The following is a 13,011-nucleotide window of genomic DNA, read 5'->3' as shown; positions in this document are numbered from 1 at the left end:
CCCAGGAAAGTCCAATTCACTGCCCAGGGCCCGGCCTGGGCAACCGCCCGGCCAGGGAAATCCGGAGGAATCTGGTGGCCGTGGACCTCTCCTTCTACACCTCCTACCTCTCCGAGGAAATCCGCGACGAAGGCCGGGCGGAGGGCCGGGCGCAGGGCCGCGACGAAGGCCTGGCTCAGGGCAGTGCCGACGCCATACTGATCGTCCTGGAGCAGCGCGGGATCACCGTCACCGACGCCGTACGCGAACGCGTCCAGCAATGCGACGACCCCGCCGTCCTTCGCCACTGGCTCACCCGAGCGGTCACCGTCAGCGCCGCCGAGGAGATCTTCGCGGACGAGGAAGCCTAGGGCGCGGGAAGTCCGGAGGCCCCGTACGCCGTCGTCAGCCCTGGTCTTCGCGGACGAGGACGTAGAGGTCCGGCGCGTCGATGTCGCCGAAGTGCACGTAGAGCTTGGGCCGTTCCGGAGTGCCGAGGACGTTCCAGGGGCCGAGGTGGCAGCCGTCCACCGTCGTCACCACCTCTTGGCCCCACGTGCTCTTGCCCGGCTCGTACGTCCAGGTGCCCGTGCCGTCGCAGGGGCGGCCGACGGCGTCGTCGGGATCGAAGCCGAGGCTGTGGACCTCGGCGCCGTCGGAGACGACCCGGCCGTCGGCCGTGAAGGTCAGGGTGCCGCCCCGGCCGTCCGACCAGGTCCCCACGATCCGCGCGGCGTCCAGGCCCGGCGGGTCGTAGCCGAACCCGGCGGAGAAGGCGGCTCCCGTCGCGGCCCAGGCGGTGACGACGGCGAGCGTGCCGAGGAGCCCGACCCGGCCGAGCATCTCCCTGCAGGTGAGCCTCGGGCGGGCGGGCAGCAGCAGTCGGCGGACGACCAGCGCGGGGACGGCGAGCGCGAGGGCGAGCGCCCCCCACCAGGCGACGGCAGCCGGAAGACCGGCACCGCACACGAGCGTCACGACCGGGACCACCGGCACGCAGACCGCGCCCGCCGTCGCCGGGACCCACCACCACGCCTCCCGGCCGCCGTACCGCCGGCCGAGCCACGCCGACGCCTCGACGAGCGGCAGCACCGTCACCCTCGACAGCAAAGCCGCCAGGAAGGCCGCCGCCGCGAGCAGGAACGGCAGGAGCAGGAAGATCCCGACGGCGTGGGCCTGGGCGGGCGGAGCCTCCCGCGTCGTGGTCCACAGGAGCAGGGCGGTCAGCCCGATCACCCCTTCGGCGCACAGCACCGCCGCCGAGACCCTGACGGCCGAACCGTGGCGGTCCCGGACCCGCAGCTGCCCCGGAACCCCTGTTTTTGAACGCATTCAAACCCCCTTCGGCGCCCATCGTGCCTCAGGTGTCCCCGTACCGGTAGCGCGGGCCCCTCCCCGTACCGCCGGGTGGCCCGGAAGCCGGGGCGCGTCCGGCCGGGTGGCCCGGCCCCCGCTCGGCCCACCCCCCGCGCTCCCGACAGGCCCCCCGGCCCGTCTGCGCCTAGCCTGGGCGGGGAACGATCCGGGCGGGGCCGCTGCCGGGATCCCGGTCTTACGGAGGCATGTCGAAGATGGCCGTCAGCCTGTCCGAGCTCACCGGGGACTACGTCCTCGATCCCGCCCACACCCGGATCGGCTTCGTCGCCCGGCACGCGATGGTGACCAAGGTCCGGGGGGCGTTCCACCAGTTCGAGGGGACCGCCCATCTGGACGGCGCCGATCCCGCCCGGTCCACCGCGCAGGTGGTGATCAAGACGGAGAGCATCGACACCGGGGTCGAGCAGCGCGACCAGCACCTGCGGACCAACGACTTCCTGGACGCCCCGCACTTCCCCGACATCACCTTCCGTACCACCGGCGTCGAGGTGCGCTCGGAGAGCGAGTACCGCGTCACCGGGGATCTGACCGTCAAGGACACCACCCGCCCGGTCACCATCGACTTCGAGTACACCGGGAACGCCGTCGACCCCTACGGCAACCTCCGGGTCGGCCTCGAAGGCTCGGTGACCATCTCCCGCAAGGAGTACGGCGTCACCTGGAACGCGGCTCTGGAGGGCGGCGGCGTCCTCGTCGGCGACAAGGTGGTCCTGGAGTTCGACATCTCCGCGATCAAGCAGGGGTGAGCGGGGAGGGAGAGCGGGTACGGCGAAGGGCCCGGGATCCTTGAGGGGATCCCGGGCCCTTCCACGTGTCGCCGACTACCGCGCCGCGTCCGGGTGGACCGCGTCCGTGATGTCGACGGTCTTCTTCTCGACCGGCTTGCGCAGCTGGATGTTCAGCTCGCGCAGACGGGACTCGTCCAGCTCCGTCGGGGCGCCCATCATCAGGTCCTGCGCGTTGCCGTTCAGCGGGAACGCGATGGTCTCGCGGATGTTCGGCTCGTCCGCGAGGAGCATGACGATGCGGTCGACGCCCGGGGCGATGCCACCGTGCGGCGGGGCGCCGAACTGGAAGGCGCGCAGCATGCCCGCGAACTCGGTCTCGACGGTCTCGCGCGAGTAGCCCGCGATCTCGAAGGCCTTGAACATGATGTCGGGCTCGTGGTTCCGGATGGCGCCGGAGGACAGCTCGATGCCGTTGCAGACGATGTCGTACTGCCAGCCGAGGACGTCCAGCGGGTCCTTGGTCTCCAGGGCCTCAAGGCCGCCCTGCGGCATGGAGAACGGGTTGTGCGAGAAGTCGATCTTGCCGGTCTCCTCGTCCTTCTCGTACATCGGGAAGTCCACGATCCACGCGAAGCGGAAGACGTTCTCCTCGAACTGGCCGGCGCGCTTGGCGGCCTCGACCCGGACCGGGCCCATGATCTTGGAGACCTCGTCGAACTCGCCGGCGCCGAAGAACACCGCGTGGCCGGGCTCCAGGCCCAGACGCTCGGTGAGGACCTTGACGTTCTCCTCGGTGAGGAACTTGGCGATCGGGCCGGTCAGCGCGTTGGCTTCGCCGACGCGGACCCAGGCCAGGCCCTTCGCGCCGAGGGAGACGGCGAAGTCGCCGAGCCCGTCGAAGAACTTGCGCGGCTGGTCACCCGTGTCCGGCACCGCGAGCGCACGCACGTGCTTGCCCGCGAACGCCTTGAACTCCGAGTTCGCGAAGACGTCGGTGATGTCGACGAGTTCGAGCGAGGTGCGCAGGTCGGGCTTGTCGTTGCCGTACTTCAGCATCGACTCGCGGAACGGGATGCGCGGGAACGGCGAGGTGACGTGGCGACCGCCGCCGAACTCCTCGAACAGCTCGGTCATGAGCTTCTCGATGGGCTGGAAGACGTCTTCCTGCTCGACGAAGCTCATCTCGACGTCGAGCTGGTAGAACTCGCCCGGCGAACGGTCGGCGCGGGCGTCCTCGTCGCGGAAGCAGGGCGCGATCTGGAAGTACCGGTCGAAGCCGGAGATCATCAGCAGCTGCTTGAACTGCTGCGGCGCCTGCGGCAGCGCGTAGAACTTGCCCGGGTTGAGGCGGGACGGGACGACGAAGTCACGGGCGCCCTCGGGGGAGGTCGCGGTGAGGATCGGCGTCGCCATCTCGTTGAAGCCGAGGGCCACCATCTTGGAGCGGATGGCGGCGATGACGGCGGAGCGCAGCATGATGTTGCGGTGCATGCGCTCGCGGCGCAGGTCGAGGAAGCGGTACTCCAGGCGCCGCTCCTCGTTGACGCCGTCGTCGGCGTTGATGGTGAAGGGGATCTGCTGGGCCGCGCCGAGCACCTCGACCTCGGCGACCTCGACCTCGATCTCGCCGGTCGGCAGCTCCGCGTTGATGTTCTCCGCGCCACGCGAGACGACCTTGCCGTCGATGCGGACGACGGACTCCTTCGTCTGCTTGTCGAGGGCCTCGTACGCGGGGGTGCCGGGCCGGGCGACGAGCTGCGTGATGCCGTAGTGGTCGCGCAGATCGATGAAGAGGATGCCGCCCAGGTCGCGCCGATTGTGCAGCCAGCCGCTCAGCCGGACGTCGGTGCCGACGTCAGAGGCGCGGAGCTCGCCGCAGGTGTGGGACCTGTACCGATGCATCGTCGTTCATCCAGTCTTCGGGATCGGTGTGTATGGCGTGACGGTGTCAAGCCCTCCCCAGCCTACCGGCCAGCCCATGATCACCCTTCGAATACGCTCGGTGGCGATCTCGTATCCGATATTCATAAAGTAGGGCAATGCGTACCGAGGACGTCCTGACGGCGATCGCGACCGGCCTATGGCGCTGGGACAACGCCTCCGGGATCGTCTCGCTCGACGCCGAGGCCGCCCGGCTGCTCGGCCTGCCCGCCGAACCCGCCCGGCTCACCGAGGCCACCGCCCGCTCCCGCTTCCACCCCGTCGACTGGAACGAGATCGACGGGGTCGTGGCCCTCGCCGTCGCCGAAGGCACCCTCGCCGAGGCCCGACTGCGCGTCATGGACGAGCGGGGCAGGGTCCTGCGCACCGTACGGAGCCGGTCCAAGCCCCTCGTCGAAGGCCGGGGCTACCAGCTCGTCGGCACCCTCCAGGAAGTCGCCGAGCAGCCGCCGGGCACCGCCGCCCGCACCCCCGTCACCGGCGACTGGCGCCGCTCCCGCGAGGCCTTCCTGCTCGACGCGGGACGGGCGCTCGCCGAGGCGCGGTCGACCGCCGAGGTGCTGCGGGTCGCCGCCTCCCTCTCCATGCCCGGCTTCTCCCCCGACGGGCTCGCCGTCTTCGGGCTCGCGGGCGACCGGCTGACGATCATCGGCCACCACGGGCACAGCGAGGGCGACGAGGACCCGTTCTCCTCGATGTCCCTGGCCACCGACTACCCGGCGGCGGAGGTCGCGAGGACCGGCCACGCCATCTATCTGCCCGCCCCCGAGGACTATCTGCGCCGTTACCCGGTGACCTGGCCGCTCGCCCGGCGCTTCGGCCGCCGCTCCTGGGCCTTCCTGCCGCTGGTCGTCGCCGGGCGCACGATGGGGGCGTGGATGGCCGCCTTCAAGCACCCGGTGGCCTTCACCCCCGACGAGCGGTCCGTCCTCACCACGGTGGCCCGGATGCTCGCCCAGGCCCTCGCACGCGCGGGCGTGGCCGAGTCCGAGCGGGAACTCTCCCTCGGCCTCCAGCGGACGATGATGCCCGCCCTGGGACCCGGCCTGCCCGGCGTCCGGGTGGCCGCGCGGTACGTGCCGACCGGCGGCGGACTCCAGGTCGGCGGCGACTGGTACGACGTGATCCGGCTGCCCGGCGGCACCTCGCGGACCGGCGGGCACGGCGCCGGCCGGATCGCCCTCGTCATCGGCGACGTCCAGGGTCACGACGTGCGGGCGGCGGGCCTGATGGGGCAGCTGCGGATCGCCCTGCGCGCGTACGCCGCCGAGGGCCACCGCCCGGACGCGGTCCTCTCGCGCGCCTCGCGCTTCCTCTACGGGATCACCGACGGCGACGGAGAGGGGGAGGACGACGGGGGCCGGGGCGGGCCGCGCTTCGCGACCTGTCTCTATCTGGAAGTCGACCTGGAGACCGGGACAGTGGACATCGCACGGGCCGGACACCCCGATCCGGCCATACGGATGAACGACGGAACGGTTCTGCTCCGGCCGACCGCCGGGGGCCTGCCCCTCGGCATCGTCCCCGACACCGACTACCCCACCACCCGTCTCACCCTCGACCCCGGCGAGACCCTGATGATCTGCACCGACGGTCTTCTGGAGACCGGCGGACACGATCTGGACAGCGGCTGGGACCGGCTCCGCGCACTCCTCGAAGCCCATGAGGGCGACGATCTGGAGCGGCTCGCCGATTCGCTCGTGGAGGGCGTCCACGGGCCCCGCTCGCACCACGCCACCGGGCCCCTCGCCGACCGGCGCGAGGACGACATCGCGGTCCTGCTGCTCTCCCTGCGCCCGGCGGGCGCGCCGAAGGAGGCCCCGCGCCGCACCCTGATGACGATCGCCCAGGCGGAGCCGGAACGGATCGCCGAGGCCCGGGAGCAGGTCCGGCAGCTGCTGCACGACTGGACGGACGAGGACCAACTCGACGCGGCCGTCCTCATGGTCTCCGAGATGGTCACCAATGTCCTGGTCCACACGGACGGCGACGCGCTGCTGACGGCGGAGGTCGCCTGCACGGAGAAAACCCGGCGGCTGCGCGTCGAGGTCTCCGACACCAGCGACGAACTGCCCCACAAGCGCCACCCGGGCGAGATGGCCTCCAGCGGCCGGGGCCTGGTCCTGATGGAGATGCTGGCGGACGCGTGGGGCGTCGACCCGCGCGGCGAGGGCAAGGCGATCTGGTTCGAACTGAACGAACCGGGAACGGCGAGGTGACGGAGCCTGGGCCGGGGCCGGAGCCGGAGCCGGTCCTGTACGGGAGTCAGCAAGGGGTTCTTGTACGGGCGGGAAGGCCGGGCCCGTAACGCGTGGCAGGCAGGGCCCGTACGGATACGGAGGCCGGTCCCGTAACGCCCGGAAGGCGGGGCCCGTACGGATACGGAGGCCCGTCCCGTAACGCCCGGAAGGCAGGGTCCGTACGAGACCGGAGGCCCGTCCCGTGACGGCCGGTCCTACGCCTTCGACGTCTCCGGGGAGGTGCCGGGCTCCTCCGGGGGTGCGTGCTTGGCCGCGTAGCGGGTGCGCAGTTCGCTGAGGACGCCCGTCACGGCGGCGGTCAGCGGGACGGCGAGGAGCATGCCCAGGATGCCCGCGACGGACGCCCCGGCCGTGATCGCCAGCATCACCGCCGCCGGATGCATCTGCACGGTCCTGCTCTGCACCACCGGCTGGAGCACGTTGCCCTCGATGACCTGCACGGCGAGGACGATGCCGAGGACCCAGAGGGCGATGACGAACCCCCGGTCGGCGAGGGCGACGAGGACCGCGATCGCGCCGGAGAGGAAGGCGCCGAGGTAGGGGATGTACGCCGTGACGAAGACCAGCGCGGCGAGCCCCACCGCGCCGGGCACTTCGAGGACGACGAGCCCGATGCCGATGAGGACCGCGTCGACGAGGGCCACCAGGGTGGTGCCCCGCATGAAGCCCTCGACCGCTTCGAAGGCACGGCGGGCCATGGCCTCGGCGATGTCCCCGGTGGCGGAGGGCACGAAGGAGCGCAGGGCGCCGACGGCCCGGTCGGAGTCGCGCAGGAAGAAGAAGATGAGGAGCAGCGCGAGAAGGGCGGTGGCGAGCATCTCGCCGACGACACTGATGCCGGTGAGGACGCCGGAGGCGGCGGTGCCGCCGAACTGGCGCAGCAGGCTCTCGGCGTTCCGCGCGAGGTCGTCGAGCGAGGTCCCGGCGGCGCCGAAGTGCCGGGCGATGTCGGTGCCCGCCTGCCGGACCGAGGTGATGATCTGGTCCCCGGTGTCGACGAGGGCGGCCACCACGATGTACGTGGCTCCGCCGACGACCGCGAGGACGGCGACGACGGTGAGCCCGGCGGCGAGCGAGGGCTTGACGCCCATCTGAAGCAGCCGCCGGTAGAGCGGGCCGAGGAGCGCGGTGCCGAGGACCGCGAGCAGGACGGGGGTGACGGCCGTCTGGAAGACGACGCAGAGCTTGATCCCGACGGCGGCCACCCCGGCGGCCAACAGGAGGACGACGCACCAGGCGGCGAATCGGCGGGCGGGTTCGGGGAGGAGCGGGGATATCGGCTGCACCTCACCACCCGATCATGAACGGCCGACCCCGTCACGCACCGACGGCCGAAAGGGGGAAAATCCCTCAATCGTTACGGGTGCGGGGTGGCCGGGTGGCCGGGCCTGCGGGTGCACGGCGTACGGGCGTACGGCATCCGGATGCACGCCGTACAGGGTGCACGAGCCGCGCCCGCGTACGACCGTGGCCGGGCAAGGCGCCGTGGCGCCCCGCCCGGCCACGGGTCGGAGGTGGGGGGGGAAGGAACGGTTACTCGCCCATCCCGTGCACCGCCGGGATCTTGCCGAGGCGGCCGGCCTGGTAGTCCTCGAAGGCCTGGCGCAGTTCGGCCTGGGTGTTCATGACGAACGGGCCGTAGTGGGCCATCGGCTCGCGGATCGGCTGCCCGCCGAGGAGGGCGACCTCCAGGTCCGGGGTGTTCCCGTCCTGCGACTCGTCGGCGCGGACGGTGAGCGAACCGCCCTTGCCGAAGACGGCGGTCTGGCCCATGTGGACCGGGCGCCGCTCCTCGCCGACCGTGCCGCGTCCGGCGAGGACGTACGCGAGACCGTTGAAGTCCTCGCGCCACGGCAGGGTGATCTCGGCGCCCGGCCGCAGGGTGGCGTGGATCATCGTGATCGGGGTGTGGGTGACGCCGGGGCCCTCGTGGCCGTCGAGTTCTCCGGCGATGACGCGCAGGAGCGCGCCGCCGTCGGGGGAGGTCAGCAGCTGGACCTGGCCGCCCCGGATGTCCTGGTAGCGGGGGGCCATCATCTTGTCGGCGGCGGGCAGGTTGACCCAGAGCTGGAGGCCGTGGAAGAGGCCGCCGCTGACGACGAGGGACTCCGGCGGGGCCTCGATGTGGAGGAGGCCGGCGCCCGCGGTCATCCACTGGGTGTCGCCGTTGGTGATGGTGCCGCCGCCGCCGTGCGAGTCCTGGTGGTCGAAGACGCCGTCGATGATGTAGGTGACGGTCTCGAAGCCGCGGTGGGGGTGCCAGGGGGTTCCCTTGGGCTCGCCCGGCGCGTACTCCACCTCGCCCATCTGGTCCATCATGATGAACGGGTCGAGGTACTTGTAGTTGATCCCGGCGAACGCGCGGCGGACCGGGAAGCCCTCGCCCTCGAAGCCCGAGGGTGCCGTGGTGACGGCCAGGACGGGGCGGGCGACGGCGTCGGCGGATGCGGCGACGCGCGGCAGGGTGAGCGGGTTCTCGACAGTCACGGCGGGCATGACAGGACCTCCTAAAGCGGTCTTCTGCGACCTCGTGGCTTCACTTTAGTTGAACAGTGAACTTTCTGCCAGTCGGAACGACGAACGCCCGGGAGGTATTCCTCCCGGGCGCTCTCCCTGCCTCAAGCCTGCGTCAGCCGTACATCCGCCGCATCGCGAAGTCGACCATCTGCTCCACGGCCTTCGCGTCGAAGACCATCCGGTGGTCGCCCTCCATGTCGAGGACGAAGCCGTAGCCCGTGGGCAGCAGGTCGATCACCTCGGCGCCGGTGATCACGAAGTACTTCGACTCCTTGCCCGCGTACCGCCGCAGCTCCTTGAGCGAGGTGAACATCGGGATGACCGGGTGCTGGGTGTTGTGCAGGGCCAGGAATCCGGGGTTGTCGCCGCGCGGGCAGTAGACCTTGGAGGTCGCGAAGATCTGCTGGAAGTCCTCGGGCGCGAGGGTGCCGGTGGTGAAGGCGCGTACGGCGTCGGCGAGGGAGGGCGGCGAGGGCTCCGGGTAGAGCGGCGGCTGCTGCTGGCCGTACCCGCCGGCCTGCATGCCCCCCTGCATCCCGCCCTGCGGGTCGTACTGCTGCTGGGGCTGCGCGTACTGCTGCGCGCCCGGATTCTGGTCGTAGCCGTACATGGGCCACGAGCCTACTGCGTCACAGTTCCACGGAGAGGGGTTGCTCTTATTACCGGTGGGTAGCATCATGGGAGAGCGTTTTGCTACTCGCTGGTACGTGTACGAGGAACCTGCCTCCCCGAGCCTTACGGAGCCGTCGCCATGGGGCACTACAAGTCGAATCTCCGCGACATCGAGTTCAACCTCTTCGAGGTGCTCGGCCGCGACAAGGTGTACGGCTCCGGGCCGTTCGAGGAGATGGACGTCGAGACCGCCAAGAGCATCCTCGACGAGATCCGCCGCCTCGCCGAGAACGAGCTGGCGGAGTCCTTCGCGGACGCCGACCGCAACCCCCCGGTCTTCGACCCGGCGACCCACACCGCCCCCGTACCCGCGAGCTTCAAGAAGTCCTACGAGGCCTTCATGGACTCCGAGTACTGGCGCCTGGGCATCCCCGAGGAGATCGGCGGCACCGTCTCCCCCCGCTCCCTGATCTGGGCCTACGCGGAACTGCTCCTCGGCGCCAACCCGGCCATCTGGATGTACTCCTCCGGCCCCGCCTTCGCGGGCATCCTCCACAACGAGGGCAACGAGGCGCAGAAGAAGGTCGCCCGGATCGCCGTCGAGCGCCGCTGGGGCTCCACCATGGTCCTCACCGAGCCCGACGCGGGCTCCGACGTCGGCGCGGGCCGCACCAAGGCCGTCCGGCAGGAGGACGGCTCCTGGCACATCGAGGGCGTCAAGCGCTTCATCACCTCGGGCGAGCACGACATGGAGGAGAACATCCTCCACTACGTCCTCGCCCGCCCCGAGGGCGCGGGACCCGGCACCAAGGGCCTCTCCCTCTTCCTCGTCCCCAAGTACGAGTTCGACTGGGAGACCGGCGAACTGGGCGCCCGCAACGGCGTCTACGCCACCAACGTCGAGCACAAGATGGGCCTCAAGGCCTCCAACACCTGCGAGATGACCTTCGGCGACCAGCACCCCGCCAAGGGCTGGCTCGTCGGCGACAAGCACGACGGCATCCGCCAGATGTTCCTCATCATCGAGTTCGCCCGCATGATGGTCGGCACGAAGGCGATCTCCACCCTCTCCACCGGCTACCTCAACGCCCTGGAGTACGCCAAGGAGCGCGTCCAGGGCACCGACCTGGCCGACTTCATGGACAAGGCCGCCCCCAAGGTCACCATCACCCACCACCCCGACGTGCGCCGCTCCCTGATGACGCAGAAGGCGTACGCCGAGGGCATGCGCTCCCTCGTCCTCTACACCGCCTCCGTCCAGGACGAGATCGCCGTCAAGGAAGCCGCGGGCGAGGACGCCAAGGCCCTGCACGGCCTCAACGACCTGCTGCTCCCCATCGTCAAGGGCTACGGCTCCGAGAAGGGCTACGAGCAGCTCGCGCAGTCCCTCCAGACCTTCGGCGGCTCCGGGTTCCTCCAGGAGTACCCGATCGAGCAGTACATCCGGGACGCCAAGATCGACACCCTCTACGAGGGCACCACCGCCATCCAGGGCCAGGACTTCTTCTTCCGCAAGATCGTCCGCGACCAGGGCGCCTCCCTGAACGCCCTCGCCGAGGAGATCAAGAAGTTCCTCGCCGTCGGCACCGGGGGCGAGGACCTCGCCGCCGCCCGCGACGCGCTCGCCAAGGCCGCCGTCGACCTCGAAGGCATCGTCGGCGTCATGCTGACCGACCTCACCGCCACCGGCGAGGACGTCCGGAACATCTACAAGGTCGGCCTCAACACCACCCGCCTGCTGCTCGCCTCCGGCGACGTCGTCGTCGGCTACCTGCTCCTCAAGAGCGCCGCCGTCGCCGCCGAGAAGCTCGCCGCGGGCGCCGCGGGCAAGGACGTCGCCTTCTACCAGGGCAAGATCGCCGCCACGAAGTTCTTCGCCGCCACCGTCCTGCCCGGCGTCACCGCCGAGCGCGCCCTCGCCGAGAAGGTCGACGGCTCGCTGATGGACCTGGACGAGGCCGCGTTCTAGGAACGCGCCCCGTCCTGCCGAAACGGCCCGTCCCCGGGGAGGGGGGCGGGCCGTTTCCCTCCCCCTTCTTTCGAGGCTCGGTTCGCCGGCCCTACGGTTGGCGGGTTCCCGACAGGCGCCTTCGGGTCCCGCGCGCGGCGGGTTTCAGAGGGGTCCCACCGAGCATGGCCCCTCCTTCCCGCAGGCGCCGCGCCATCCCCGGGAACCCCGTGAGCGGCGGACCTGCCCCTGCGTAAGGTGAACCCATGAGCAGCGCAGCTTCCCGTCCCACCGCCGGCCCCTTCGACCGCGGACACACCGACGACCTGATGACCTTCCTGGCGGCCTCCTCCTCGCCGTACCACGCGGTCGCCAACACCGCCGAGCGGCTGGAGAAGGCGGGATTCCGCCAAGTCGAGGAGACCGCGTCCTGGGACGGGACGAGCGGCGGGAAGTACGTGGTCAGGGGCGGCGCGATCATCGCCTGGTACGTGCCGGCGGGCGCCGCCGCCCACACCCCGTACCGCATCGTCGGCGCGCACACCGACTCCCCCAACCTGCGCGTCAAGCCGCACCCCGACATGGGTGCCAGGGGCTGGCGCCAGATCGCCGTCGAGATCTACGGCGGCACCCTCCTCAACACCTGGCTCGACCGCGATCTCGGCCTCGCCGGGCGCCTCACCCTCCGCGACGGCAGCCACCGCCTGATCGACGTCGACCGGCCGCTGCTCCGCGTCCCGCAGCTCGCCATCCACCTCGACCGGCAGGTCAACGACGGTCTCAAGCTCGACCGGCAGCGGCACATGCAGCCCGTCTGGGGCACCGGCGAGGTCCACGAGGGCGACCTGATCTCCTTCGTCGCCGCCGAAGCGGGCGTCGACGCCGAGGACGTCACCGGCTGGGACCTGATGGTCTCCCCCGTCGAAGCCCCCGCCTACCTCGGCCGCGACCGCGAACTCCTCGCCGGGCCGCGCATGGACAACCTGATCTCCGTGCACGCCTCCGTCGCCGCGCTCGTCTCCCTCGCGGGCCGCGACGACCTCCCGTACATCCCCGTCCTCGCCGCCTTCGACCATGAGGAGAACGGCTCCGAGGCCGACACCGGCGCCCAGGGCCCGCTCCTCGGCAACGTCCTCGAACGCTCGGTCTACGCGCGCGGAGGCGGCTACGAGGACCGGGCGCGGGCCTTCGCGGGCACCGTCTGCCTCTCCTCCGACACCGGCCACGCCGTCCACCCCAACTACACCGAGCGGCACGACCCGACCCATCAGCCGCACGTCAACGGCGGCCCGATCCTCAAGGTCAACGTCAACCAGCGGTACGCCACCGACGGCAGCGGCCGCGCGATCTTCGCCGCCGCCTGCGAGAAGGCGGGCGTGCCGTGGCAGTCGTTCGTCTCCAACAACGACATGCCGTGCGGCACCACGATCGGCCCCATCACCGCCGCCCGCCACGGCATCAAGACCGTCGACATCGGCGTCGCGATCCTCTCCATGCACAGCGCCCGCGAACTCTGCGGTGCCGAGGACCCGTACCACCTCGCCAACGCCCTGGTCGCGTTCCTGGAGGGCTGACCCGCCCGCCGACCGGCCGCGTCGAACGGCTGCGTCAGCCGACCGCGTCGAACGGCCTCGTCAACCGAACGCGT

9 protein-coding genes and 1 pseudogene are annotated in these 13,011 nt (G+C 71.0%); 5 read left to right on the top strand and 5 right to left on the bottom strand.

Features of this window, described 5'->3' with window-relative positions; genetic code table 11:
• Positions 1-32: 32 nt before the first annotated feature.
• Positions 33-350: pseudogene (locus tag BU197_RS11240) on the top strand (hypothetical protein); the annotation flags it as partial.
• A 34-nt stretch (positions 351-384) separates the two neighbouring features.
• Here BU197_RS11240 and BU197_RS11235 read toward each other — a convergent pair.
• A complete protein-coding gene (locus tag BU197_RS11235; RefSeq protein ID WP_188268092.1) occupies positions 385-1,311 on the bottom strand; it encodes a hypothetical protein in 927 nt (308 codons plus the stop codon).
• 239 nt (positions 1,312-1,550) lie between these two features.
• On the opposite strand from BU197_RS11235, the gene BU197_RS11230 reads away from it, so the two are divergent.
• The gene (locus BU197_RS11230; protein WP_188268131.1) at positions 1,551-2,102 is read left to right on the top strand and encodes a YceI family protein; all 552 of its coding nucleotides are present in this window, start codon (positions 1,551-1,553) and stop codon (positions 2,100-2,102) included.
• A gap of 75 nt (positions 2,103-2,177) precedes the next feature.
• Here the strand turns inward: BU197_RS11230 and aspS are convergent, their stop codons facing one another.
• Entirely contained in the window at positions 2,178-3,986 is a 1,809-nt protein-coding gene (aspS, locus tag BU197_RS11225) for an aspartate--tRNA ligase (protein ID WP_188268091.1), read from the bottom strand.
• Positions 3,987-4,123: 137 nt separating this feature from the next.
• Between aspS and BU197_RS11220 the strand changes: the two genes are divergently transcribed.
• On the top strand, positions 4,124-6,244 hold the full coding sequence (locus tag BU197_RS11220) for a SpoIIE family protein phosphatase (RefSeq protein WP_188268090.1): 2,121 nt from the start codon (positions 4,124-4,126) through the stop codon (positions 6,242-6,244).
• Positions 6,245-6,480: 236 nt separating this feature from the next.
• Here BU197_RS11220 and BU197_RS11215 read toward each other — a convergent pair whose 3' ends face one another.
• The 3 genes from BU197_RS11215 to BU197_RS11205 all read right to left on the bottom strand — a co-directional run bounded on the left by BU197_RS11215 (position 6,481) and on the right by BU197_RS11205 (position 9,413).
• Positions 6,481-7,572: an AI-2E family transporter gene (locus BU197_RS11215; RefSeq protein WP_188268089.1), complete on the bottom strand. Its 1,092-nt coding sequence runs from the start codon at positions 7,570-7,572 to the stop codon at positions 6,481-6,483.
• A gap of 247 nt (positions 7,573-7,819) precedes the next feature.
• The gene (locus tag BU197_RS11210) at positions 7,820-8,782 is read right to left on the bottom strand and encodes a pirin family protein (protein WP_188268088.1); all 963 of its coding nucleotides are present in this window, start codon (positions 8,780-8,782) and stop codon (positions 7,820-7,822) included.
• A 133-nt stretch (positions 8,783-8,915) separates the two neighbouring features.
• Positions 8,916-9,413: an SseB family protein gene (locus BU197_RS11205; RefSeq protein WP_188268087.1), complete on the bottom strand. Its 498-nt coding sequence runs from the start codon at positions 9,411-9,413 to the stop codon at positions 8,916-8,918.
• Positions 9,414-9,554: 141 nt separating this feature from the next.
• On the opposite strand from BU197_RS11205, the gene BU197_RS11200 reads away from it, so the two are divergent.
• Positions 9,555-11,384 (top strand): acyl-CoA dehydrogenase, encoded by a 1,830-nt coding sequence (locus tag BU197_RS11200; RefSeq protein WP_188268086.1) that lies wholly within the window; start codon positions 9,555-9,557, stop codon positions 11,382-11,384.
• Positions 11,385-11,629: 245 nt separating this feature from the next.
• Positions 11,630-12,937, top strand: a complete 1,308-nt coding sequence (locus BU197_RS11195; protein ID WP_188268085.1) for a M18 family aminopeptidase — start codon at positions 11,630-11,632, stop codon at positions 12,935-12,937.
• Positions 12,938-13,011 lie beyond the last annotated feature (74 nt).

Source organism: Streptomyces sp. CBMA291 (genome assembly GCF_014596525.1).
GTDB lineage: Bacteria > Actinomycetota > Actinomycetes > Streptomycetales > Streptomycetaceae > Streptomyces.
The sequence above is the reverse complement of the archived record's forward strand: the minus strand, read 5'-3'. Positions and strand labels throughout refer to the sequence as shown.